Source organism: Myxococcus sp. AM010, assembly GCF_013372585.1.
Classification (GTDB): Bacteria; Myxococcota; Myxococcia; order Myxococcales; family Myxococcaceae; genus Myxococcus; species Myxococcus vastator.
Window position 1 is genome coordinate 55,894 of record NZ_JABXEO010000017.1, and the last position, 23,443, is coordinate 79,336.

At 70.6% G+C, this 23,443-nt stretch carries 19 protein-coding genes; 11 read left to right on the plus strand and 8 right to left on the minus strand.

The window, feature by feature from the left end; translation table 11 throughout:
- Together HV826_RS11510 and HV826_RS11515 are read left to right on the plus strand one after the other, a co-directional pair.
- Nucleotides 1-1,590 carry a sigma 54-interacting transcriptional regulator gene (locus HV826_RS11510; RefSeq protein WP_176417054.1) on the plus strand — a complete coding sequence of 530 codons (1,590 nt, stop codon included), beginning with the start codon at nucleotides 1-3 and terminating at the stop codon, nucleotides 1,588-1,590.
- A 133-nt stretch (nucleotides 1,591-1,723) separates the two neighbouring features.
- Nucleotides 1,724-4,090, plus strand: a complete 2,367-nt coding sequence (locus HV826_RS11515) for a hypothetical protein (protein ID WP_255217156.1) — start codon at nucleotides 1,724-1,726, stop codon at nucleotides 4,088-4,090.
- 7 nt (nucleotides 4,091-4,097) lie between these two features.
- On the opposite strand, the gene HV826_RS11520 is transcribed toward HV826_RS11515, so the two are convergent.
- The 4 genes from HV826_RS11520 to HV826_RS11535 all read right to left on the minus strand — a co-directional run bounded on the left by HV826_RS11520 (nucleotide 4,098) and on the right by HV826_RS11535 (nucleotide 10,032).
- Nucleotides 4,098-5,030 carry a hypothetical protein gene (locus HV826_RS11520; protein ID WP_176417056.1) on the minus strand — a complete coding sequence of 311 codons (933 nt, stop codon included), beginning with the start codon at nucleotides 5,028-5,030 and terminating at the stop codon, nucleotides 4,098-4,100.
- Nucleotides 5,031-5,139: 109 nt separating this feature from the next.
- A complete protein-coding gene (locus HV826_RS11525; protein ID WP_176417057.1) occupies nucleotides 5,140-7,383 on the minus strand; it encodes a serine/threonine-protein kinase in 2,244 nt (747 codons plus the stop codon).
- A complete protein-coding gene (locus tag HV826_RS11530; protein WP_176417058.1) occupies nucleotides 7,380-9,041 on the minus strand; it encodes an adenylate/guanylate cyclase domain-containing protein in 1,662 nt (553 codons plus the stop codon). The genes HV826_RS11525 and HV826_RS11530 overlap by 4 nt, the downstream gene beginning before the upstream one ends.
- A gap of 79 nt (nucleotides 9,042-9,120) precedes the next feature.
- A complete protein-coding gene (locus HV826_RS11535; protein WP_176417059.1) occupies nucleotides 9,121-10,032 on the minus strand; it encodes a hypothetical protein in 912 nt (303 codons plus the stop codon).
- A gap of 70 nt (nucleotides 10,033-10,102) precedes the next feature.
- On the opposite strand from HV826_RS11535, the gene truD reads away from it, so the two are divergent.
- The 7 genes from truD (at nucleotide 10,103) to HV826_RS11570 (ending at nucleotide 18,571) form a co-directional block, all read left to right on the plus strand.
- Entirely contained in the window at nucleotides 10,103-11,740 is a 1,638-nt protein-coding gene (gene truD, locus HV826_RS11540; RefSeq protein ID WP_176417060.1) for a tRNA pseudouridine(13) synthase TruD, read from the plus strand.
- 111 nt (nucleotides 11,741-11,851) lie between these two features.
- Entirely contained in the window at nucleotides 11,852-12,421 is a 570-nt protein-coding gene (locus HV826_RS11545) for an RNA polymerase sigma factor (RefSeq protein ID WP_255207990.1), read from the plus strand.
- Nucleotides 12,418-12,921 carry a hypothetical protein gene (locus tag HV826_RS11550; RefSeq protein WP_176417062.1) on the plus strand — a complete coding sequence of 168 codons (504 nt, stop codon included), beginning with the start codon at nucleotides 12,418-12,420 and terminating at the stop codon, nucleotides 12,919-12,921. The genes HV826_RS11545 and HV826_RS11550 overlap by 4 nt, the downstream gene beginning before the upstream one ends.
- Nucleotides 12,922-12,928: 7 nt before the next feature.
- Nucleotides 12,929-14,395: a hypothetical protein gene (locus HV826_RS11555; RefSeq protein ID WP_176417063.1), complete on the plus strand. Its 1,467-nt coding sequence runs from the start codon at nucleotides 12,929-12,931 to the stop codon at nucleotides 14,393-14,395.
- 233 nt (nucleotides 14,396-14,628) lie between these two features.
- Nucleotides 14,629-15,975 carry a 2Fe-2S iron-sulfur cluster-binding protein gene (locus tag HV826_RS11560; protein WP_176417064.1) on the plus strand — a complete coding sequence of 449 codons (1,347 nt, stop codon included), beginning with the start codon at nucleotides 14,629-14,631 and terminating at the stop codon, nucleotides 15,973-15,975.
- A complete protein-coding gene (locus HV826_RS11565) occupies nucleotides 15,972-17,489 on the plus strand; it encodes an FAD-dependent oxidoreductase (protein ID WP_176417065.1) in 1,518 nt (505 codons plus the stop codon). The genes HV826_RS11560 and HV826_RS11565 overlap by 4 nt, the downstream gene beginning before the upstream one ends.
- A gap of 287 nt (nucleotides 17,490-17,776) precedes the next feature.
- Nucleotides 17,777-18,571 carry a serine protease gene (locus HV826_RS11570; RefSeq protein ID WP_176417066.1) on the plus strand — a complete coding sequence of 265 codons (795 nt, stop codon included), beginning with the start codon at nucleotides 17,777-17,779 and terminating at the stop codon, nucleotides 18,569-18,571.
- A 16-nt stretch (nucleotides 18,572-18,587) separates the two neighbouring features.
- Here the strand turns inward: HV826_RS11570 and HV826_RS11575 are convergent, their stop codons facing one another.
- Nucleotides 18,588-19,445: an SDR family oxidoreductase gene (locus tag HV826_RS11575; protein ID WP_176417067.1), complete on the minus strand. Its 858-nt coding sequence runs from the start codon at nucleotides 19,443-19,445 to the stop codon at nucleotides 18,588-18,590.
- Nucleotides 19,446-19,600: 155 nt separating this feature from the next.
- Here HV826_RS11575 and HV826_RS11580 point away from each other — a divergent pair, with 155 nt between their 5' ends.
- The gene (locus HV826_RS11580) at nucleotides 19,601-20,068 is read left to right on the plus strand and encodes a universal stress protein (protein ID WP_176417068.1); all 468 of its coding nucleotides are present in this window, start codon (nucleotides 19,601-19,603) and stop codon (nucleotides 20,066-20,068) included.
- 6 nt (nucleotides 20,069-20,074) lie between these two features.
- On the opposite strand, the gene HV826_RS11585 is transcribed toward HV826_RS11580, so the two are convergent.
- The gene (locus HV826_RS11585; protein ID WP_255217158.1) at nucleotides 20,075-21,109 is read right to left on the minus strand and encodes a hypothetical protein; all 1,035 of its coding nucleotides are present in this window, start codon (nucleotides 21,107-21,109) and stop codon (nucleotides 20,075-20,077) included.
- Nucleotides 21,110-21,279: 170 nt separating this feature from the next.
- Here HV826_RS11585 and HV826_RS11590 point away from each other — a divergent pair, with 170 nt between their 5' ends.
- Nucleotides 21,280-21,807 (plus strand): hypothetical protein, encoded by a 528-nt coding sequence (locus HV826_RS11590; protein WP_176417070.1) that lies wholly within the window; start codon nucleotides 21,280-21,282, stop codon nucleotides 21,805-21,807.
- 1 nt (nucleotide 21,808) lies between these two features.
- On the opposite strand, the gene HV826_RS11595 is transcribed toward HV826_RS11590, so the two are convergent.
- Together HV826_RS11595 and HV826_RS11600 are read right to left on the minus strand one after the other, a co-directional pair.
- On the minus strand, nucleotides 21,809-22,591 hold the full coding sequence (locus tag HV826_RS11595; protein WP_176417071.1) for a 1-acyl-sn-glycerol-3-phosphate acyltransferase: 783 nt from the start codon (nucleotides 22,589-22,591) through the stop codon (nucleotides 21,809-21,811).
- An 18-nt stretch (nucleotides 22,592-22,609) separates the two neighbouring features.
- Nucleotides 22,610-23,392, minus strand: coding sequence for an exodeoxyribonuclease III (locus HV826_RS11600; RefSeq protein WP_176417072.1), 783 nt, complete (start codon nucleotides 23,390-23,392; stop codon nucleotides 22,610-22,612).
- Nucleotides 23,393-23,443 lie beyond the last annotated feature (51 nt).

Sequence of the window (23,443 nt, forward strand, 5' to 3'; positions counted from 1 at the left end):
ATGCCCTCCGGATGTTATGGTGCGGCCTCCGCCTTCGTCCTTCCGCCGTTGCCCGCCATGCCCCAAGCCTCCTCGGACGTCTCCCTGGTCCTCCTCCCCTTCGGAGGACTCGTTGGCAGGGAGGTGGACCTCGACGCGTTCCTCCAGACGCTGATGGACCGCATCGCCATCACCTTGCAGGCGGACCGCGGGACCCTCTGGCTGCTGGACCCGGCCCGCCGCGAGCTGTTCAGCCGCGCCGCGCACCTGCCCGAGGTGTCCCAGATTCGCGTCAAGCTGGGCCAGGGCGTCGCCGGCACCGTCGCCGAGGCGGGCCACGCCATCAACGTGCCGGACCCGCGCGGCGAGCAGCGCTTCTTCGCGGACATCGACCGGATGACGGGCTACCGCACCACCAGCCTGCTCGCGGTGCCGCTGCGCGACGGGGACGGCGCCCTCTACGGCGTGCTCCAGGTCCTCAACCGCCGCGGCGCGGATCGCTTCACCGATGAGGACACGCAGCGGCTCACCGCCATCGCCTCGCAGGTGAGCACCGCCCTCCAGGGCACCAGCCTCTATCAGGAGCTTCAGCGCGCGAAGGACCAGCCCCAGGTGCCGGTGGGCTACTTCTTCAACCGCATCATCGGAGAGTCCCCGCAGCTCCAGGCCATCTACCGTCTGGTGCGCAAGGCCGCGCCCACCGACGCGACGGTGCTGCTGCGCGGCGAGAGTGGCAGCGGCAAGGAGCTGTTCGCCCGCGCCGTCCATGTGAACGGCCCCCGCAGGGACCAGCCCTTCATCAAGGTGGACTGCGCGGCGCTGCCCGCCGCGCTCATCGAAAACGAGCTCTTCGGCCACGAGCGCGGCGCCTTCACCGGCGCGGACCACCGCGTGCCCGGCAAGTTCGAGGCGGCCAGTGGCGGCACGGTGTTCATCGACGAGCTTGGCGAGCTGCCCCTGCCCGTGCAGGGCAAGCTGCTGCGAGTCCTCCAGGACCGTGAGTTCGAGCGCGTGGGCGGCACCCAGGCCGTGAAGGTGGACGTGCGCATCGTCGCCGCCACCCACCGGGACCTGGCCCGCATGGTGACCGAGGGCCGCTTCCGCGAGGACCTCTACTACCGCATCAAGGTCGTCGAGGTGGTGCTGCCGCCGCTGCGGGAGCGCGGCGCGGAGGACATCGAGCGGCTCGCCCGCCATTTCGTCGCCGCCGTCGCCCGGAGGCACCGGCTGACGCCGCCCCGCCTCAGCGCCGCCGCGTTGGAGCGGCTCAAGCGCTACCGCTGGCCTGGCAACGTGCGGGAGCTGGAGAACTGCATCGAGAGCGCCGTGGTGCTCTGCGAAGGGGAGATTCTCGAAGAGCACCTGCCCCTGCCCGACGTCGACCGGGCCGCCCTGCCGCCTCCAGCCGCCGCCCAGGATGCCGACGCGCCGGAGGCCCCCGCGCCCGTGGATGCGGGCCTGCTGTCGCTGGCGGAGGTCGAACGCCGCCACATCCTGCGCGTGCTGGACGCCGTGAAGGGCAACCGCACCGCCGCGGCCCGCGTGCTGGAGATTGGCCGCAACACGCTCGCACGCAAGCTCAAGGAGTACGGCCTGGGCGACGAGCCCTGACCCCTCCCTCCAGGGCAGGTCTCCGCTGACCACCGGGCTTTTCGAGTATCCGCCTTGTTCCGAGCTGAGCAACGGCGTACGACGAAGAGACCTCCGGCCACCGAGCAGGAGGCTTCAGCCCAGGGGGATGCGCATGAAAGTGGTCAACAAGCTGCTGGAGAAGCTTCCCGACGTCGTGGCGGGCAAGGTGCCCGACGTGAAGCTGCAGGACCAGGACATCAAGGTGCCGCTGGCCCAGGGGACCTTCACGGAAGAGAAAATCCTTCCGCCCAAGCTGGCCATGCACGGCCTCACCCTCTCCTTCGAAACCACCGGCGAGGCCTCCATCCGCAACTTCAACTCGCCCGGTGACGTGGACGAAAACGGCATCATCGGCGAGCCGGGCCCGGAGAGCGCCGAGTCAGGGCCCCGGCCCCAGCTGCTGCTGGGCAGTGACGTGGGCTGGATGCGCTACCAGGTGTCCGCGCGCGTGAAGGCCGCCGTGAGCGCCAGCCTGTCCTTCCTCGCCTCCGAGAACCAGTCGGAGCTGTCCGTCACGCTCAGCGACTACCGCGCGCACCCGCTGGGGCAGAACATGCGCGAGGCGGTGCGCGCGGACCTGTCCGAGCTGCGGCTGATGCAGGCCACCGACCTGGCCAAGCTTGGCACGGGGGACGCGGTGGCGTGGCAGGCCCGCGGCGCGCTCCACACGCGGCTGGAGCTCAACTGGGCGGACCTCTTCCCCGCCAACCTCAACCGCCTGGGCTTCCTGCGCGGCAACGAGCTGCTCGCGCTGAAGGTCAGCGCCAAGGCCGGCCTCGCCGCCCGGGTGTCCCTCACCGACGACTACCAGCTCAGCTTCTCCCGTCCCCGCGCCGGCCGCATCCAGGTCGCCGTGCGCAAGGTGAAGTCCCATGAGCAGGCGCTCTCCGCCGGCCTGGGCATCACCGTGGAGCTGCTGGACCCGGCGGCGGTGAAGTCCCAGCTGGGCCAGGTGCTGGAGGCGCTGCTGGGACCCGTCCTCCGCGAGCTCGCCAAGAAGGGCGCCACCGCGGTGGAGCTCATGGACGGCCTGGTGGACAAGGCCAGCAAGGCGAAGCTGGACGACACCCAGAAGAAGGTGCTGGGCCAGGTGCTGGAGCGGCTGGGCATCGACCCGCAGCTGGCCGACCCGGCCAACCTCCCGCAGGCCTGGGCCGACTTCAAGGCCCGCGTCTCCGAGGCGCTGGACAACGCCGTCCGCACGCAGGTCGCCGAGGGCTTCGAGTACGAATACCTGCGCCTGTCAGAGGCCTCCACGCTGATGGAGGTCGTCGTGGAGGACGTCACCGCGATGCGCTTCCACGAGTCCCTGCTCAAGGGCAACCTGGTGGAGCTGCTGAAGTGGATGAAGAGCCTCCCCGCCCAGCAGAGCGAGTTCGAGCTGCGCAACTACCTCCACGCCACCACGCTCACGCGCCAGCAGGCCTACGGCTTCTCCCTGGGGATTGGCTCGTTCGAGCTGCTCAAGGCGAAGAACGTCAGCAAGCAGTCCTGGGTGACGCAGGAGAACTTCCAGGGCGCCCGGCGCATGGCGTTCCTCGGCCGCCGGGGCTACGAGGACAAGCTGCTGGGCACCCGCGGCCAGTGGGTGGTGGACCTGAAGGCGGACATGACGCGCTTCTCCCCCACCCCCGTCGCCTCCGACTTCGGCTACGGCCTGCACCTGATGCTGTGGGGACGGCAGAAGAAGCTGTCGCGCAAGGACCTGCAGCAGGCGGTGGATGACGCCGTCGTCTGGGGCGTGCTGGACGCGAAGGACGCGGCCAGCGTCATCAGCGTCATGCAGGAGGACGTGGGCAAGCACCCCATCGAAACGCGGCTCGAGCTGAAGATGGCGGATGACTCGTTCCGCGCCCTGGTGCCCCGCATCCAGACGCTCGAGCTGTCGCGCTTCTCACGCGCCCTGGCCCGCGCGCTGCCCTGGAGCGAGCAGCTCCCCCGCGCCTCCCCCGAGTTCCGGCGCGCCGTCTACGCCCCCATCTGGGAGGCCTACCTCCGCGAGGTGCAGGAGCAAGGCAGCCTCATGCTGAGTGACCTGTCGCCCAGCCGCGCGGCGCAGATCGCCAAATGGTATTTCCAGAAGGACCCCACGGTGCGCGAGTTGGGCAAGGACCTGCAGCTCATCGAGAGCGAGTGGCGTCCGGGCGGCGGCAACTTCAGCTTCGCGGAGGTCATCTCGAAGAACCCCAACACGCTCACGCGGTGCCGGAGCTTCGTGAGCGGCATGGTGCGCCTGCGCCGCGCCATTGACGAGCGCAAGGCCCCGGACGAGCTGCGCACCGTGTTCGGCGAGCTGGAGGGCATGTGGACCACCGGCTTCCACCTGCGCGCCGCGGGCTCGCTGCTCGCGGACCTGGCGCAGACCACGCCGCTGGGCCTCGCGGGCATGGAGCGGACCCTCACGGTGCGGGTGGCGGACAGCGAGGAACAGCTCGTGTTCTCCACCACACGCGGCACCGGGAACACCCGGGCCGACTGAGCGCGCCTCACAGCGCCCGTGACAGGACGACGGCCGCGGCCATGGACAACACCCCGGCCGCGGCGAAGTGCCGCCAGGCCCGGCGCGCCAGCGTCTCACGGGTGGCCGGCGCCTGCGGCCCCAGCACCACCAGCGCGGGGCCTCCCTCCCGGCCGCCCAGGACGTAGCTGCCCTCGACAGGGCCTCGGCGGAGCTCGCCCACCACGAGGCAGGCTTCGCCCACCGCGCCCACGCGCTCCCAGGACAGGGCCTCGGGTTCGGCGGCGCCGGTGGGAGGAGCGTTCGCCGCCCCAGGATGCGCCGTCTGATACCAGGACGCGGGCACCGTGCCTGGCAGCGCCTTGCACCGGCGGACCTCCACCGGGGCCATCAGCGACGCGGGCGAAAACGACACGGAGGCGCTGACGCGCTGGCCCCGCAGCGCCAGCACCGGCGCATACGCGCGCTCACGAGACAGCAGCGCCCCGCGCTGGCCGTCCGCCGCCACCTCGCGCACCTCCGCGTCGAAGAAGGCACACGGCACGCCGCCGGGCGACGTCAACGTCGACTCCGCGTCCAGGACGCCGTGGTAGACGCCCCAGCCCGGCGACGCTCCGGCGCGCAGGGCCGCCACGGCTTCTTCCAACGGCACCGGCGCCGAGCCCCGCAGCACCTTGGCGCGCGTCCGTGCCCAGGCGCCCCGCAGCGCCAACCCCGCGGCCAGCACCAGCAGGACAGAGCCCAGGGCCTTCACGGCCGTCTCCGAGGCCAGCACCGCCCCGGTCCCCTGGACGTGCCGCAGCACGACGAGCGACGCCCCCGCCAGAAGTCCAAACCACAACAAGGGCACGCGGTAGGGACGCGGCGCCGCGTCCTTGCGCCCGTAGGCGAAGGCCGCCACCAACAACCCCAACAGGCACGCCGCGTAGACCGGCGCCAGCGCCATGCGCCATAGCTCCATCGCGTCCCCCTGCAGGCTTGGGCATGGCCACCCGCGTGGCGAAGCCTGCCGAGCGCAAGGTGGGGATGACGCGGCGTCCGCGCAAGCCTCCGCCTGCCCGTGTGGGCTGCTATTCGGGGCTGGCGGCGACGCGGCGGACGGGCCGGGGCATCAGGTGCCCTCGGACCTTCAGGTCATCGAACGAGCAGGAGAGGTTGCGGCAGCCCAGGGCCACCTTGCCCACCCGGTCCTCCAGGCCCACCAGCAGCTTGCGGGCGAAGCGCTCATTGTTGAGGAACGCCTCCACCAGCACGCCCGAGCTGTTCCGGCGCAGCTGCAGCCGCACCTGGTAGGGGCCGTGGGCCGGCAGCGGCATCTCGTCCTCGACGAGCGCCTCCGTGTCCTGCGCGCTGTTGCCCACCACCTCACGCCCGTCCGGCATGAAGTAGCGCCACGACAGCCGCATGCCTACGTCCGGAATGGCGAACGCGGAGACCTGCAGGTCCTTGATGCGGAACGCCAGCTCGCCGTAGTGCTGCGCGTCCGCGTCCTGCGCGTACTCCTGTCCCAGCGCCGCCACGTCCATCAGCACCTCGGCCGTGAACTCGTTGGAGGAGAAGTAGCGCTGCGCGATGTACGCGCGCGGAACCAGCCGCCGCCCGTTGGTCTCCTTGCCCGCCTGCAGGGCCTGGAGTTCCCCATCCACCAGCCGCCATTGGCCGCTGTGGACGTTGATCTCCTCGTTTCCCTCGTTGAAGCCCAGCTCCAGGCGCGAGGTGCCCCCGGCCTTGGCGGGCGCCGCGAAGGAGAGCGTGGAGAAGACCTCGCCGTAGGTGTTCGGCGGCAGCACCTGGTTGCCGGGCTTCACCCGGACCCCCTTCGTGCCGATGATGACGCCCTGGTCCTCGCCCAGGTGGAGGCTCACCGGCCCCACGAACCACCGGACCGCGAAGCCCAGCAGCGCCAGTCCGCCCACCACCGACAGGCCACCGCGCACGCGCCGCCAGCCTGAACGGAGCTGACGCGACAGCGCGGTCTGCCGCGCCGGCCGCACCGACCGCGCGGCCGCGGGCACCAGGCGCCCGTCCAGCTCGCCCTGGGGAATGCCCGGCGCGGAGCTGGTGGCCGTCATCGCCTCCAGCGCGGCGCACAGCTCACCGGCCTTCTGATAACGCGCGGCCGGGTCCTGCTCCAGCAGGCGGTCCACCACCGGGTCCACGCGCGAATCCAGCCCGGGCACCCTCGCGGAGGGCAGCTTGAAGCGGCCCAGCGGCAGCTCTCCGGTGAGCACCTCATAGAGGATGACGCCCAACGAGAAGAGGTCCGCGCGGCCGTCCACGTTCTTCGCGTCGCGGCGCTGCTCGGGCGCCATGTAGTTCAGCGTGCCCATGGCCACCGACGTCGCGGTGAGCTGCAGGCGTGAGTCCGGCGCGCGGATGCCCGCGAGGCCGAAGTCCGCCACCTTCACGTGCCCACGCCCGTCCAGCAGGATGTTCTCCGGCTTCAGGTCGCGGTGGATGATGCCCTTGTCGTGCGCGCACTCGATGGCGCGCGCCACCGCCAGGAGGAGCTTGATGCCCTTCTCCGGCGTGAGCCCGGCCGACATCGCCTCGCGCAGCGAGCGGCCCTCCACGTACTCCATGACGAAGTAGTAGTGCTCGCCCGCCACGCCCCGGTCGATGATCTGGATGATGTGCGGGTGGTTGAGCGCCGCCAGCGCCGTGGCTTCCTTCTCGAAGCGCGTGACGAACTCCGGGTCCTTCGCCAGCCGCGGCGGCAGCAGCTTCACCGCCACCGTGCGCCCCAGCGACTGCTGCCGCGCCAGCCACACCTCACCCATGCCGCCGCGCCCGAGCATCTCCAGCAGCTCGAACCCCGGCAGGTCCACCTTGCCGCCCCCCACGAAGGTGCTGTCCTCGTGCCCGTTCAGGTCCGAGCGCGCGCTGCCCGAGCCCGTCTTCGCGGACGAGCGCACCAGCGTCGGGTCCACCGGCGCGTCCGAGCTCCCTTTGCTAGACGGCATGGCCACCCCGCTGCTCTCCTGCGCCACCACGCCCGGCGGCCCATTCACGCCGCCGTGGGGCCCGGAGCCCACGGGCTCCGAAACGCGCGAGAGCGAAATGTCGATGCCCGGCGCCGGCTCCGCGTGGGGCACCACCGTCACCGCGCCGGAGGTCCCATGGGCCGGTGGACGCCGCTCCTGGAGGCCGCTGCCGGTGGGCACCATCGTGTTGCGCGCCACCTCGGCGGCCACGTCACCCCGGCGGGCCTCGAACCGGATGCCGCAGCGGCACTGGACACGCTGGCCGCTCACGTAGACGCGGATGTCGTGGGGATGGCCGCAGTTGGGGCAGGCCTGCGTCGTCGGGCTCATGCGCGGCGTGAGGAGGCGGCGGTGGTGTATTCCAGCCCGTGGACGCGGTAGGTCGGCACGGCCTTCTCCTTGCCCTTCACCTGGAGGGCCGGCAGCCCCTCCACGTCGAAGCCGGCGCCCGCCTTGCGCACCGTGGACTCGGAGGCCAGCACCTCACCGCTCTTCGCCATGCCACACAGGCGCGAGGCCGTGTTCACCGTGTCGCCAATGGCGGTGAACTCATGGCGTTCGGCGCTGCCCATGTAGCCGACAACGGCCTGCCCGGTGTTCACCCCGACGCCGACCTCGATGGGCTGCTTGCCCGCGTCCACGCGGCGGCGGTTCAGCTCCTGCACGGCGTCCTGCATCTCCAGGGCGGCCCGCAGCGCGCGGGCGGCGTCATCCGGGTGCGACAACGGCGGCCCCCAGACGGCCATGACACAGTCCCCAATGAACTTGTCCAGGTTCCCCTCGTGGCGGAACACCACCCCGGCCATGGCGGTGAAGAAGGCGTTGAGCATGTCCACCACCTCTTGCGGAGAGTCGTTCTCCGAGATGGTGGTGAACCCGCGGATGTCGGCGAACAGGCAGCTCACCTCCGCCAGCCGGCTCTGCGCCAGGTCTTCCGTCTCGCCGGCGATCACCGCGTCGGCGACGGCCTTGGACAGGAAGCGGCTGAGCTCCGCGCGCGTCACGGCCTCGGCGCGAATCTGCTCGGCCAGCGCCGCGTTCTCCAGCGCGATGCTCGCCTGCGAGGCGATGCCGGAGAGGATGGTCAAATCCTTCTCCGAGAAGGCGTTGATCTGCTGCCGGCTGTCCAGGAAGAGCACCGCTTGAATCTTCCCGTTCACCTTCAGCGGCACCGCCATGGCGGACCGGATGCCCTGCGCGACGATGCTCTCCGCCGCGGAGAAGCGCTCGTCGATGATGGCGTCCGCCGTCAGCACCGCCTTGCCCGTCTCCACCACGCGCTTGAGCACGGTGTCGGACAGCATGACGTTGACGGCCTTGTCGGAGCGGTGGTGCACCGCCGACGGGATGAACTCGCCGTCCGCGGCCACCTTCAGGATGACGCCGTGGTCCGCGGCCAGCAACTGGAAGGCCACCTTGAGGATCTGCTCGAAGAGCCCCGTCTGGCTGCCCTGCAGGCTCACCTGCCGGTGGAACTCATGGGCGATGCGCAGCTTCTCGTAGTCGCGGCGCAGCGCCTCCACGTCCGTCACCTGCTCGGCGGGTCGGAAGTTCTGCGGCACCTGGTCCATCTGCGCCAGGAAGGCCGGCATGGAGATGGACTGCGCCACCACCGTCACGCCCGGCGCGGTGGGCAGGGTGGCCGGCGCCACCGGCTCGCCGCTGTGGAAGATGAGCCGCGAGGCGCCCAGGGAGATTTCGTCCCCGTCGCGCAGCTTGAGCTCCTTCACCCGGCGGCCATTCACGAAGGTGCCGTTGGACGAGCCCAGGTCCTTGAGGAGGAAGTCCTTGCCCACGCGCTCGATGACCGCGTGCTCCTTGGAGACCTCCCGGTCCACCAGCCGCAGCGTGTTGGACGGATGCCGGCCCAGGGACGTCGCCGGCCCCAGGGGAAACTCTCCGAGCGTGCCATCCGCGAAGCGCCCTGTCAGACGGGGGCCACGAAGCTGCCCGGGTTTGGGTGCGAAGGGGACGGGGGACTGGCTCACGCGGAAATCCTCACCGGCCCGGACACTACCAGAGCCCATCGTCACCGGGGAACGCTCGGAATCACCACTGCACGCCTGGTCAGCGACCAGCCGTCGGCTTCCGGTCCGAGCCGCCCATCCGGATGGCCAGCCCCACCGACGGCATCACCGTCACCCCGCCCAGGTCCCGCTTCATCCCGAAGAGCTGGGGCCTGCTCCGGAAGTAGCCCCCCGTCACCTCGGCGAAGAGGTGGACGTACCGGTAGCCCACGGCGATGCCCAGCGTGGAGCCCACGAAGTGGCTGCCCACCGAGGCGGGGAGCGTCGCGTCGAAGCCCGACACCGGCTTCCCCTGCTGGGCGTAGTCCACCAACCGGGCGTCCAGCCGGGTCCGGCTGTAGATGTACTTGGGCGCCGCGTAGAGCTTGAAGACGTCCCCCCAGTCCGCGCTCAGGTACAGGGGCACCTCCACGTCGTAGCGGCTGAATTCGCCCATCTCCACCACCTCCAGCACGTCCAGGACCGGGCTGCTGAAGAAGTGCCGGGACACCCCCACCCCCAGCGACATGTCGTAGGAGCGCTGCCCCAGCTCCAGGTAGCGGCCCACCTCATCCCCGCCATGGGCCAGCTGGAACTTCAGGTCCCCGCGCAGGGAGATGCCGCTGTAGCGCAGGCCCACGTCCAGCCGGTCCACCACGCCCACCCGGACCATCAGCTCCGGATTGACGCCCGGCGGGGCCACCATCAGCGCCACGCCCGCCGTCAGCAGCTCCTGCTGCGCCTCCTCGCTCAGCGTGTAGGGGCGGTCATTCTCCACCGCGTCCCGGGCCGCCTCGCCCTCACGCTTGCCGGCGTCCACCACCCGGACCAGCGTGCCGACCGGGATGAAGAACCCCGCCCCGCCCGTCACCTGCACCTGCCCCGGCGCCAGCGTCCGGGCGGTCTGCTGCGTGGACAGCGTGGAGGCACACCCTGGGGCCAGGGCCAGGAGCAGCAGGGGAAGGATTCGCATGAGAAGTCACGTTATCCCCTTTCTGGCGCAGATGCTTCATTCCGGGGCGCCGCGCTGGTAAGGGGGCGCCGTGCGAATCAAACAAAAGCCCGAGGACTTCTCCGTCAAGGAGTCATACCGTTTCGACGAAGTCGACTCGGGACGTCACCGCGTCTACCTGATGGACAAGCAGAAGCTGTCCACCTTCGACGCGGTGACGCGGCTGCGGGATGCGTTCGGGCTCAAGCCCGGCGCCATCAGCTACTGCGGCCTCAAGGACAAGCAGGGCCGGACCGAGCAGATCATCGCGGTGGACGGCACCGACGTGGACATGCAGGAGCCTGACCTGCGGCTGAAGTACCTGGGCCGCACGGACAAGCCACTGTCCGCCGCCAACATCACCTCCAACCGCTTCTCCGTCACGGTGCGCTCGCTTCAGCCCGCGTCGCTGGGGCCCCTCAACGTGGCCACCGCCGAGGTCAACCGCCTGGGCGTCATCAACTACTTCGACAGCCAGCGCTTCGGCTCGCTGAAGCACGGCCAGGGCTTCATCGCCAAGGACCTCATCCGGGGCGACTTCGAGGCCGCGCTGCACAACTACATGGCCAAGCCGTCCGAGCTGGACCGGACGGAGGACGCCAAGATCAAGGCCTTCTGGAGGGAGAACTGGGGCCGCTGGGACGCGCGCGTCCCGTATGAGGGCACGCGCAAGTACCACCGCGTCCTCAAGTCCCTGCGCGACCAGCCGGGTGACTACCTGCGCGCCTTCATGCAGATCGACGCGGACTACCGCGCGATGCTCATCTTCACCTTCCAGAGCTTCCTCTGGAACGAGGGCGTGCGGCGCTACCTCCAACTCATGCTGCCGCGCGAGCACCTCTTCCCCATGCGCTACCAGGCCGGCACGCTGCTGTTCCACCGCGACGCCAGCCCGGAGGTGCTCCGCACGCTGCGCGACGCCACCTTCCCCCTGCTCGCGCCGAACTCGACGTTCAGCGATCCGAAGGTGGAGGAGGCCGTGCGCTGGGTGCTGGGCCGCGAGAAGCTCCAGCTGTCGGACCTGCAGGTCCCCGGCGCCGAGCGCAGGCTCTACTTCAAGCACGAGGAGCGGCCCCTGCTGTCGTTCCCGCACAAGCTCGTCGTGGGCCGCACGCAGGTGGACGAGCTCAGCCGCGACGACATCAAGGTCAACATCGCCTTCACCCTGCCGCCTGGCGCCTACGCCACCCTGGTCGTCAAGCGGCTGTTCCACTTCGACTACGCGGAGGACAGCGCGGAGACCATCCGCGCCTCGCAGCGGCCGAAGCTGGTGGAGGCCGAAGCCGCCGCCGCCGCGCACGAGCCCTCCAGCCGCCGGGGCCCGCCCCGCCGTGACACGGACGGCGCACGCGCCGGAAGCCGTGGCGCGGAGCCCCGCCGCCGCTCGTCCGGAGACCGCGACACGCGCGCGCCCGCTGGAAACCGCGATGCCCGGGGCGCTGCTGGCGCGCCCGGCCGCCGCCGCACCGGTCCCCGGGAACCGGAGCTCCTGGAGCCCACCTCGGGCCGCGCCCGCACCCTGGCCGCCAAGGCCCCCGAGGCCAGGCCCGCGGCCCCGGAGGAGCCCGCCACGCCCGTGGGCTTCCGCGAGCGCCAGCGCCAGCGCAAGGACGCCCGTGAGACGGCCCGCGCTGAGACCGCGGCCCAGCGCGCCCAGAAATCCAAACCCGCGAAATCACGGAAGAAATAGAGATGTCTCGCCCGGATGCAATGGGCGGACGGGCGCGCCGTAGGACAAGGCGTGAACGCTCTTGCCCTCGACGACGCTCCCGGGACGCTCGCCCATGCCATCGGGATGCTGATGGCTGAGGAAGCCCCGCCGCTTCCCTGGAAAGCGGACGTGCAGGCCGCCCGACGAGGCGACCCGTCCGCCTTCGAGGCCCTGGTTCGCAGCGTGCAGCGCCCCGTCTACGGCCTGGCGCTGCGGCTGCTCCAGCGCGAGGCCGAGGCCGCGGAGGTGGCGCAGGAAGCGCTGCTTCGCGCCTACCAGAACCTCCACCGCTACGACGACGCGCGCCCGTTCGACCTGTGGGTGCTCGCCATCACCCGCAACCTCTGCCTGGACCTGCTCCGCCGCCGCACCAAGGTGCGCACCGAGGAGCTGGAGCCCATGAAGGAGCTGATCCCCAGCGGCGAGGCGTCGCAGGAGGATGGCGCCATCGCCCGCGAGGAGCGGCAGTCGCTGGAGGAGGCCATGGCCACCCTGTCCGTCGACGACCGGGAGGTGCTCGCCCTCTATTACGTCCAGAAGCGCACGACGAAGGAGATCGCCCAGATCATGGGCTGTGCGCCTGGAACCATCATGGCCCGGCTCTTCCGGGCTCGTGAGAAGCTGCGCAAGAAGATGACCACGGAGGAGGCGCCGCGATGAATCCCCACCTGTGTCCGGACCTCGAAGTCCTCTTCACGGAGCTGGAAGCCGGTGAAGGGCCCGCGCTGGACCACGCCGCCGAGTGCGCCGCCTGCGCCGCCGTCCTGGAAGAGCACCGGCTGATGGAGCAGGACCTGTACCGGCTGGCGGACCCCCTCCCTCCGCCCACCCTGGTGGCCAGCGTCATGGCGCGCGTGTCCGCCGAGCCCGTGCCCCGGCGCCGTGAGGTCTGGTCCGGGCTGGCCATCCTGCTGACGTCGATGCTGGGCGGGCTGGGCTACCTGGTGATGAGCGACCAGGCGCTCGGCCGGCTGGGAACCGGGCTGGCCTCCGTGCTGGTGCAGGGGCGGCCCTTCGTCGAAGGCGTCCTCAGCGGCGCCAACGCGTTGTGGACCACCGCGGGCCTGACGGTGGCCTGCTCCCTCGCCTTCCTCCTGCTGACGTCACTGTACGGCCTCAAGCGGCTCGTCGGCACCGGTCCCTCTCCTTCCGAAGCGTGAGCGAACCATGAAGATCCTCTCTCGAATCCTCTTCCCCGCTCTGCTGCTCGGCGCCCCCCTGGCGCTTGCCCAGGACACGGCGCCCCAGGCCGGCGTGACGGCGCCCGCCGCGAGCACCGTCGACATCAGCTTCCGCGGCACCCTGCGCGACGCCCTCAAGACGATCGCCGACAAGGGCGGCCTCAACCTGGTCGTCACCGGTGACCTGGACGTGCCCGCCGAGGTCCACGTCCGCCACGTCACGGCGAACCAGGCCCTGCGCACCGTGGCCCGCGCCTACTCGCTGCGGCTGGACCAGGACGGCACCATCTTCACGCTGCGACCCATGACGGCGCAGGAGAAGCACGCCGCCGAATCGGGTGCGGCCAACGCCCACGTCGCGCCCGCCGCGCCGGAGGCTCCAACCGCGCCCAGCGCTCCGCCCGCGCCGGAGGCCCCGCCCGTGATGGCGGCACCGCCCATCCCTCCGATTCCCGACCTCCCGGACGCGTTCTCCGAGGAGACGCGGGAGGAAATGAAGCGCGCCCGGGACGAGATGAAGCGGGCCCGCGACGAGGTGCGGCGCACGATGCGCCGCAACGGCAGCCGCAACGTGGTGGCGCGCGGACAGAGCCTGGAGGTGAAGGAAGGCCAGGCGGTGGAGAGCGCCGTGGTGTACGGCGGCAACCTGGTGGTCAACGGCCACGTCAGGGATGACGCGGTCGCCTTCGGCGGCAACCTGGAGGTCCACGGCCGCGTGGACGGGGACGCCCACGCCTTCGGCGGCAACGTCATCCTGGGGCCGGACGCCCACGTGGAAGGCGACGTGTCTGCCTTTGGCGGCTCCGTGGAGCGCGACGACGACGCCCGGGTGGAGGGCAGCATCGAGTCCTTCGGCGGCGCGGGCATTGGCCGCATGGTGGCCAGCGAAATCAAGAAGGGCGTGAAGGAAGCCAAGGACCCTGACGAAGACCGGAGGGACCGCGACGATGACGGCGCGGGCCTGGCGGGCTTCATCCTCACCTTCGCGGTGCTCTTCGGGCTCGGCTTCCTGGGACAGATGTTCTTCCCCGCGCGCATGAAGCAGTTGGGTGAGGAGGTGCGCCGCAAGCCGGTGCAGACAGGGCTCACCGGCTTCGTGGGACTGCTGGCGATGCTTCCCCTCACGGTGGTGCTGTGCATCACCATCATCGGCATCCCGGTGGCGCTGGTGCTGTGGATGGCGGCCCCCTTGGCGGCGGCGCTCGGCTACGCGGCGGTGGCGAGCGAGCTGGGCACGAGGCTGCCCATCCTCCGCGGCCGGAAGACGCAGGCGGTGGTGCTGGCCCTGGGGCTGCTGGTGCTGATGGTGGTGGGCGCGCTCCCCATCTTCGGCCCCATCCTCACCACGCTGGTCGGGCTGATGGCCCTGGGCGCGGTGGTCCGCACCCGCTTCGGGCACCGGCCGCAGGGCATGCCCGAGCCCATCATCCCGTCCAGCGAGCAGCCCGTCTGACAGGGATTGCCGGGTGCTTTGCCCGGCGCGTCACGCACCGACGCGAGCCTTCACGGGGACTGTCCCGGGCGCCCCACGCCCGGGACGGTCCCCGCTCGTTTTACGGTGTGCGCCTTAGCCAGGCTCGGGCGCGCCATCACCGCGCCTGTCAGCCAGGCGTGTTGGGCATTGCGCGTCATGCCGTCAGAGGCTTTGACCGCCCGGTCCGCCTAAGCCATTTTGCGCGCACCCATATGCGACGCCTTCCCGACGTACCGCCGCGCGGCCGGGCCATCACCGTGGACCTCGAGGGCGAGAGCCTCCCCGCCATCGAAGGTGAGCCGGTGGCGTGCTCGCTGATTGCCGCGGGTGAGCCGCTGCTCGCCCGCTCCATCAAGTACCACCGGCCGCGAGGCCCCTACTGCTTCGCCGGGGCCTGCTCGCATTGCCTGATGCGGGTGGACGGCGTGCCCAACGTCTACGCGTGCCGCACGCCCGCGCGGGACGGCATGAAGCTGGAGCGGCAGAACGCCTACCCCTCCGCGAAGGTGGACATCTTCGAGAGCATCGACTGGGCCTTCCCCAAGGGCATGGACCACCACGAGATGTTCGCCGGCGTGCCGGTGGCCGAGCAGGTGATGGCCAAGGTGGCGCGGCAGCTCGCGGGGCTGGGCCTCTTGCCCAAGACGCCCGCGCCGGTGACGGCGCCCGCGCGCACGGTGCGCACCCGCGTGGCGGTGGTGGGCGGCGGCGCGGCGGGCCTGGCGGCGGCGCGCGTGCTCACCGAGCGGGACGTGGGCTTCCTCCTGATTGAGCGGGACGACGCGCTCGGGGGCCGGCTCGCGAACGGCGCGCCGGAGGCCGGCGGCCCCAGCCTGGACGACGTCCACCGCATCCCACCCAGCAGCGTGCTCACGCGGGCCACCGCGCTGGGCCTGTACGACGACGAGGCGGGGCGCTTCCTCGCGGTGGGCACCTGGGAGGCGGACGCGCCGCGCCTGGTGAAGGTGTACTCGGAGCGCTTCCTGCTCACGCCCGGCGGCCATCCGCCCACGCTGCCCTTCGAGAACAACGACTTGCCCGGCGTCTACGCCGGCCGCGCGGCCAGCCTCCTGCTGCGCCGCTACGACGTGGCGCCCCAGACGGCGGCCCTGGTGGGCTGGGGCGCGGAGCTGCACGCGCTGGCGAACCTGCTCCAGGAGCGCGGCACGAAGGTGGTGGCGGTGGTGGACCTGCGGGACCCGCCGCCACCGGGCGCCCATGCCACGGCGGTGCGCGGCGATGAGCCCAAGGCCCATGGCCTGCGCGGCGTGAGCGCCTTCAGCTACACGCGCAAAGGCGGCGGCCGGGAGAAGGTGTCGTGTGACGCGGTGCTGGTCTCCGTCCCCGTCAGCCCCAGCTTCGAGCTGGCGCGGCAGGGCGGCGCGAAGGTGCCGTTCGACGCGCAGCGCGGGCTCTTCGTGGTGGAGACGGACGCGGACGGACGCACCCAGGCACAGGACGTGTACGCGGCGGGGGACGTCACGGGCGGAGGCACGGCGCGGGAAGCGGCGGCGGCCGGACGGCGCGCGGCCCAGGCGCTGGTGGGAGGACTGTCATGAGCAAGGCGATGATCTGCTCCTGTGAGGACGTCACCGTGGACGACATCCGTCACGCGGTGTCCCGGGGCTTCCGCGACGTGGAGTCGGTGAAGCGCTACACCGGCTTCGGCACCGGCATCTGCCAGGGCAAGAGCTGCGCGGCGGCGGTGGCCGCGCTGCTGGAGAAGGAGAAGGCGCTCAAGCCCGCGGCCGTGGTGCCCTTCACGCCGCGCCCGCCGCTCTACCCCACCGAGCTGCGGATGCTGGCCTCCGCGCCCGTGGACGAGTCCCAGCCGCCCGTGGGCGGGCTGCCCCAGGAAGTGGACGCCTTCCCCGCCGCGCTGCGCCCGGAGGGCCCGGTGCCCGCGAAGGCGAAGGTGGTCATCATCGGCGGCGGCATCATGGGCCTGGCGCTGGCGTACAACCTGGCGCGCGCCGGTGAGACGGACGTGGTGGTGCTGGAGCGCGGCTACCTGTGCGCGGGCGCGTCTGGCCGCAACGGCGGCGGCGTGCGCATGCAGTGGGGCACGCCCTCGCTGGTGGAGCTGGCCAAGCGCTCCATCGAGCTGATGAAGGGCTTCGCGCGCGAGCTGGGCATCAACGTCTGGCTGCGCCAGGGGGGCTACATCTTCCTGGCGAAGACGAAGCCGGTGGCCCAGCGGCTGGAGCGCAACGTCTCGCTGCACAACCGCTTCGGCGTCCCCACCCGGCTCATCACCCCCGACGAGGCGCGCGGCATCGTCCCCGGCCTCACGATGAAGAACAGCCTCATCGCGTCCTACAATCCGGAGGACGGCGTCATCTTCCCCTGGCCCTTCCTGTGGGGCTACGCGCAGGGCTGCCAGAAGCGCGGAGTCCGCGTGGAGACGTACACGGACGTCACCGGCTTTGAAACGAGCGGCGGCCAGGTGCGCAAGGTGAAGACGACGCGCGGCGACATCGCCTGCGACACCGTGGTGCTGGCCGCCGGCGCCTGGAGCCCCCAGGTGGCGAAGCTGGCGGACGTGAAGCTGCCCAACGAGCCGCACCGGCACGAAATCCTCAGCACCGAGCCGCTGAAGCCCTTCCTGACGCCGCTGGTGTCCGTGCTCGACAGCGGGCTGTACTTCAGCCAGTCCATGCGCGGTGAGATCGTGGGCGGCATGGGTGACGCCAAGGAGCCCGCGGGCCTCAACATGGGCAGCACCCTGCGCTTCGTGTCGCGCTTCTCGCAGGCGCTGCTGGAGCAGCTGCCCCAGGTGGGCCACGTGAAGGTGCTGCGCCAGTGGGCCGGCTGCTACGACGTGACGCCGGACAACAACCCGATTCTGGGGCGCACCCCGGGCCTGGACAACCTGCTCCAGATGTCAGGCTTCGTGGGCCACGGCTTCATGATGGCCCCCGCCGTCGCGGAGCGCATGGCCCAGTGGATGGCCACCGGCGAGTCCGACGAGCTCTTCACCCGCTTCAACCTCCGGCGCTACTCCGACGCGGCGGGCCATTCGCGGGACTTCGGCTCCGGCACCCTGGAGCGCGAGGACATGGTCATCGGCTGAGCCCCTGTACTTTTCCAGCGCCTGTCCTGGCCGGAGACAACGGCTGGGGAACGGATTGACCCGGACCGCGTCACCTCCGGACAATCTCGCAAATCGCGAATTTCACTGACCACCCCAGTGAGATTGTGAAATTCCTTTACATCAACAACCGGATTGCCGGGACAAGGACGCACCAGTCGCGCATGCCGGCGCGATGAACGCTCCGAGCGGAGACGCTCAATGTGCTGGCATGGCACGGCGCGTGCCTTGGCGCCTCGCCGCGCAATTCAGCGCGAGGAGGTGTTCCGATGTTCCCGAAGAGCGTTCGTGCGCTGTTCCTGGTGGGAGCCCTGTCTGCCTGCGGTACCGAAGCACCTCTCGACGTTCCCAACGCGGACGGCCAGGAGCCGCTGCAGTCGCAAGAGTCCAACGTCATCGTGGGCTCGGTGAACTGGGTGAGCGCCACCACCCTGTCCGGCACGCAGCGCACGCGCTCACGCGCGGTGGGCTACCTGTCCATTCCGGCGGTGGGCTCGCGCTGCACGGCGTGGCTGGTGTCGCGGGACGTCATCATCACCAACAACCACTGCGTTGGCAGCAGCTCCCAGGCCTCCGGCGCGCGCGCGTCCTTCAACTACGAGGACGGCGTCAGCTCCTCCGCCCGCGTCTGGTACAACTGCGGCACGATGATTCGGACCTGGGCTGGCGACGACATGACGGCGCTGCGCTGCACGGCCACCAACGGCCAGCTCCCGGGTGACGTGTACGGCTGGCTGACGGTGGCCAGCGCCAACGCCGCCACCAACTCCAGCATCTACGTGGTCCACCAGAACTGCGACTACTACACGTCGAGCGGCTGCACGCCGACGAAGAAGTCCTCGCCGGGCGTGGTGCTCAACGCCAACTACAGCACCACGGACCTGTCCTACAACGCGGACACGCTGGGCGGCTCGTCCGGCTCGCCCGTGCTGTCCTCGTCCTCGCACCAGGTGGTGGGGCTGCACCACTACGGCCTGGGCGGCAACTCGCAAGGGCGCGGCACGGCCAACTCCGGCGTGAAGGCCACCCGCGTGAAGGCGCGCCTGGCGGAGATTGGCCTCTAGCGTCGAGCCACGCCTGTCACGCGGGTGAGGGCTCGCCCGACAGCGGCAGCGTCTTGGGGGCCTGCCCAGGGAGCAGCAACGCCTCCCGCCGCAGGCCCCGCAGCGCCATCCGCCCCAGGCTCCGCTTGAGCCCGCGTGGCAGCATTGGCAGCAGCCGCATCACCCACCGGTGCCCCAGGCCCGGGTACACCAGGGCCTCGCCGCGCTCGAAGCCGGCGAGCGCCTCGCGGGCGCAGCGCTCCAGCGACAGGTGGAAGAACGGCGCCAGGGACTCCGTGCCCTCCATGCCCGCTTCCCACAGCGGCCCCGGCGCCACGCGCGTCACCGTGACGCCCTGCCCCTCCACCTCCAGGCGCAGCGCCTCCGTGAAGCCATCCAGGAAGCGCTGGGTGGCGGCGAAGGTGGCTGAGCCCGGCAGGATGAGCTGCGCCGCGCCGGAGCCGATGTTGAGGATACCGCCCCGCCCCCGCTCCAACATGGGCTTGAGCAGCCGGTGCGTCAGCAGCGCGGGCACCCAGACGTTGGCGCGCAGCATGGCCTCCACGCGCTCCCAGCCCTCCTGGGCATACAGCGCCTGGTCACCTTCCGCGGCGTTGTTCACCAGCACGTCCACGCGGACGAACTGCGTCTCCAGCGAAGCGAGCAGCGCGTCCACCTGCCGGGGGTCGCAGACGTCGCAGGATTCGACGAGCACGCCCAGCGTCGGGTAGTGCAGCAGCAACTCCTCGCGCAGGGGCTCCAGTGCCTGGGCCTCACGGTCCACGAGCACCAGGGTCCGAACGCGACGCGCAAGCAGCCGGGCAAGCTCCCGGCCAATCCCTCGGGCCGCGCCGATGATGAGCACGGTTCCCTGGTCGATGGGGAGAGGACGCATGACAAAATCCTCCGTTCGTTGAGGTGCCCATCGTGCGCACGCCTTGCGCGGTCTGCCGCTCCCTCCGCAAGGTTTGCACGCCCGGCCAGCGGACAGCCGGCGAGGCGCTGGCACGGCGCTTCCATATGGAGCGGGTCATGCCCAGAAAAGAAGACATGGCGACTGTTTCCCGAATCCTCGTTCCCGTGGACCTGTCGGATGGCTCCCGGGAGGTCATCGACTACGCGGTGAAGCTCGCGCGGCCCTTCAATGCTTCGGTCGAGGTGGTCCACGCCTGGGAGCCGCCCCAGTACGTGGCGCCCGACCTGCTGGTGGCCGCGCCTGGGTGGAACTCCCAATCCTTGGAGCACGTCGCCGTGGAGACGGCGACCAAGGAGCTGACGGCGCAGGTGAACCAGGGTGAGCCACCCGGCGTCCCCATGAGCCAGCGAATCGTCGTGGGTGAGGCGGCGTCCACCATCCTGGACCTCGCCGAGCAGGAGAAGTGCGACCTCATCGTCATGGGCACCCACGGCCGGCGTGGCCTCCCTCGCCTGCTGTTGGGGAGCGTGGCGCAGAAGGTCGTCGCCCGCGCGTCCTGCCCGGTGCTCACCATCCACCTGTCCGAGCAGAAACCGCGCTGACGCGCCTCATGGCCCCGGGGCGGAGGCCACCGGAGGAGCGGTCTGCGCCCCTGCCTTCCGCCGCGCGGCCAGCACCGTGGGCACGGCCAGCACCGCCATGGATGCGACGACGAGCGCGGCGCCCACCAGCTCCAGGGCCCCCGCGCCCGGCTGCCCCAGTGTGACGGACATCACCACCGTGGCCACCACCCCGGCGAGCACGCTGGACGCGCGGTTCACCGGCACGCAGAAGGCATTCTCCCGCCCGTCCAGGAGGATGAGGCCGCCGAAGATGCCGGTGGCCTGCGACAGCAGTCCCACCGCGACCTCGGAGGCCAGGTGGCCTCGCGACCAGGCCCCGGTGAAGCCGTCGCGGATGTCCCCGAGCACGCCGTCGCCGCCGATGAGGGCCAGCATCGCCAGGGTGCTCACCAGCACCGGCGTGGCCACCATCTGCTCCTCCACGAAGTAGCGGATGGAGACTTCACGTTCACCGGACTTGGCCAGCTGGCTCATGGCGCGCAGCCGGAAGAAGTAGGCCGCCAGGTACACGCCCACGTCCACCGTGGCCAGGAGCGTCAGCGTGGGGCTCACCGACGAGCCCGCGGCCACCGCCACCGCCGCGAAGCTCAAGCCCAAGGCCACCCAGGAGGGCCAGCGCACCCGCCGTCCACTGAGGACATCCACCAGCGGCGCCAGGACGAGCACGCCGCCGCGCATCAGCAGCATCATGAAGACGATGGACGCCCCCGGCAGGGTGTACGCCAGCGTCGTGGTGCCGATGATGGCCGCCGAGCAGAACCCCGACAGCAGCGTCCACCGCCCCGGCACCGGCACCTGGAGGCCCAGCACCTGACGGTGCCCCGCGTGACGCCACCAGCGCATCCACGTGAGGAAGGCGAACATCCCCACCAGCGAGGCCGCGGTGCTCACCGGCAGGAGCGTGAAGCCGGAGATGCCCTGCCCCATGCCGGGCAAGGCGCCTCCGGACAGCGCCTTCGTCAGCGCGCTGTAGGGGGCATAGGCCACGAAGTAGCCCAGGGCATACCCCCAGATGCTCAAGTCACGGACGTCATCATCTCGAAGGGGCGTGGCGGACAGGACGTGTTCCCGGGTGGAGGTGGAACTTGAAGTGTGCAAGCCGTACGCCGGGAACGCGACGGGCCTGGGCACGCAATCGTTTCCGGACGGGCGCGTATGCAGCGGTGTCACGGCTTTCACAGGAGCCTCGCATGCGCTCGTCCCCCTTTGCCGCTCTGGCCCTCGGGCTCACCCTCGCCACCCCTGCCCTCGCCGAGGACGACGCGAAGCCACCCCAGAAGTGGAAAGTGGTGTGCGCCACGCAGTCAAAGGACGGCAGCCGCGCCGTCCAGGGCACGGACCTGATCATCGAAGCGGGTGAGAAGGTGAAGGACGGCGTCGCCGTGGAGGGCAACGTCATCGTCCGCAAGGGCGCGGTGGTGGAGGACGTCGTCGCCATCCGGGGCCGCGTCATCATCGAAGCCGGTGCCCGGGTGACAGGCAGCGCGGTGTCCCTGGGCGGAGAGGTCCGCGTCCACAAGGGCGCCGCCGTCGAAGGGAACGCCATCGCCCTGGGGGGACGGCTGAAGGTGGATCTGGATGAGGCGGTCAAGGGCGACAAGGTCAGCCTCTCCTTCGAGATTGGCGGCCGGGACATCGTGCGCGGCTTCATTGAAGACGCGCTCGACGAGGAGACCGGCTGCCACATCGTCGACGAGCGCGACGACAAAGACGTCTGAGTCACGCGGCGCTGGCCGGCCCCGGAGGCACGGCCGGCTCGGTGCCGGTGCGCGTCAGCGGCATCAGCGAAGCCCGCAGCGTCAAGATCTGATCGCGGGCCAGACTCTTCAGCGTCTCCACGTCCGCCAGCGTCATCCCCTTGGTGGAGATGGGCGTGCCCACCGTCACCAGACCGCGCGAGGTGGCGAAGCGCCAGGAGTGCTTCGGCAGCGCGCGCCGCGTCCCGCTCACCGCCAGCGGCAGCACGTCCGCCTGCGCTTCAATGGCCAGTCGGAACGCGCCGTCCTTGAAGGGCAGCAGGTCATCCGTCTTCGAGCGAGTCCCCTCCGGGAAGATCATCACCGGCATGCCCTTGGCCAGCCACTGGCGGCACTTCGCCATGGCGCCCGTCGCCGAGTCCCGGTCGCCGCGGTGCACGGGGATGTCCCCCGCCATCCACATGCTCCAGCCCACCACGGGAATCTTGAAGAGGCTGGCCTTGCCCAGCCACTTCATCTCCCACGGCAGGTGAGAAATCAGGAACGGGTCCGCGTTGGACTCGTGGTTGCTCACGACCACCGTGTTCGGCGCGAGCTTGTCCGGCACCTGGCCGTGCACGCCGAAGCGCCAGAACGGCGTCAGCTTCGCCGCGGTGACGCCGATGAGCCGGAAGCAGCGCCCCGTTACGTGGCGCTTGCGGTCAAAGGCCCAGGTCAGGATGGCCAGCGACAGCTGCACACAGAAGCCGACCAGTGCCACCAGGCCAATCTCGATCCACGTCCAGATGGAGAGCAGTGCGTTCATGAGAGCCTCGAACAAGCGTCAGCGAACCGCGGGGTCCAGGTCCACGCTCACCGGACAGTGGTCCGAGCCGAGCACGTCCGGGTGGATGCCAGCCTTGCGCACGTAGGCCATGGCCGCTGGCGAGGCCAGGACATAGTCGATTCTCCAGCCGATGTTCTTCTCCCGAACGCCGAACCGCTGACTCCACCACGAATAGTGCCCCCCACCCTTGTTGAAGTGGCGGAAGGTGTCCACCCAGCCGGCGCGGAGCCACCGGTCGAATTCCTCGCGCTCCTCGGGCCGGAAGCCGCTCGTCTCCCGGTTCTCCCTGGGCCGCGCCAGGTCGAGCTCTTGATGCGCCGTGTTGAAGTCGCCCATCACCAGCACCCGGCCACCGTCGCGCAGGGGCTTCTCCAGCCGCTCGAAGAGGCGCCGGTAGAAGGTCAGCTTGTAGGGGATGCGGCTGAGGTCCCGGTCCTTCCCGTTGCCGTTGGGAAAGTAGCCGTTCACCACGGTGAGCTTGCCGAAGCGGGCAATCTGCAGGCGCCCTTCGACGTCCAGCTCCCCCACGCCGAGCACCGTCACGACTTCATCGGGCTCCAGGCGGCTGTACAGCCCGACGCCGCTGTAGCCCGGCCGCTCCGCCGCCACGAAGTGCGTCTTCCACCGGGGCGGTGAGCGCACCTCGTCGGGGAGCTGGTCGGCGCGCGCGCGGACCTCCTGAAGGCCAACGACTTGCGCTCGGCACCCCGCGAGCCAGGGCAGGAAGCCCTTGCGGTGCACCGAGCGCAGTCCGTTCACGTTCCACGAAACGACTCGCACGGGGAAGGCTTATGGCCCGCCCCGTGCGGCATTACCAGCCCCTACCGCACA

Excerpts from the sequence above, each read along its gene's own strand:
- HV826_RS11510 (WP_176417054.1), top strand. The coding sequence starts at position 1 with ATGCCCTCCGGATGTTATGGTGCGGCCTCCGCCTTCGTCCTTCCGCCG.
- HV826_RS11515 (WP_255217156.1), top strand. The coding sequence starts at position 1,724 with ATGAAAGTGGTCAACAAGCTGCTGGAGAAGCTTCCCGACGTCGTGGCG.
- HV826_RS11520 (WP_176417056.1), bottom strand. The coding sequence starts at position 5,030 with ATGGAGCTATGGCGCATGGCGCTGGCGCCGGTCTACGCGGCGTGCCTG.
- HV826_RS11525 (WP_176417057.1), bottom strand. The coding sequence starts at position 7,383 with ATGAGCCCGACGACGCAGGCCTGCCCCAACTGCGGCCATCCCCACGAC.
- HV826_RS11535 (WP_176417059.1), bottom strand. The coding sequence starts at position 10,032 with ATGCGAATCCTTCCCCTGCTGCTCCTGGCCCTGGCCCCAGGGTGTGCC.
- HV826_RS11545 (WP_255207990.1), top strand. The coding sequence starts at position 11,852 with ATGGCTGAGGAAGCCCCGCCGCTTCCCTGGAAAGCGGACGTGCAGGCC.
- HV826_RS11550 (WP_176417062.1), top strand. The coding sequence starts at position 12,418 with ATGAATCCCCACCTGTGTCCGGACCTCGAAGTCCTCTTCACGGAGCTG.
- HV826_RS11555 (WP_176417063.1), top strand. The coding sequence starts at position 12,929 with ATGAAGATCCTCTCTCGAATCCTCTTCCCCGCTCTGCTGCTCGGCGCC.
- HV826_RS11560 (WP_176417064.1), top strand. The coding sequence starts at position 14,629 with ATGCGACGCCTTCCCGACGTACCGCCGCGCGGCCGGGCCATCACCGTG.
- HV826_RS11565 (WP_176417065.1), top strand. The coding sequence starts at position 15,972 with ATGAGCAAGGCGATGATCTGCTCCTGTGAGGACGTCACCGTGGACGAC.
- HV826_RS11570 (WP_176417066.1), top strand. The coding sequence starts at position 17,777 with ATGTTCCCGAAGAGCGTTCGTGCGCTGTTCCTGGTGGGAGCCCTGTCT.
- HV826_RS11575 (WP_176417067.1), bottom strand. The coding sequence starts at position 19,445 with ATGCGTCCTCTCCCCATCGACCAGGGAACCGTGCTCATCATCGGCGCG.
- HV826_RS11580 (WP_176417068.1), top strand. The coding sequence starts at position 19,601 with ATGGCGACTGTTTCCCGAATCCTCGTTCCCGTGGACCTGTCGGATGGC.
- HV826_RS11590 (WP_176417070.1), top strand. The coding sequence starts at position 21,280 with ATGCGCTCGTCCCCCTTTGCCGCTCTGGCCCTCGGGCTCACCCTCGCC.
- HV826_RS11595 (WP_176417071.1), bottom strand. The coding sequence starts at position 22,591 with ATGAACGCACTGCTCTCCATCTGGACGTGGATCGAGATTGGCCTGGTG.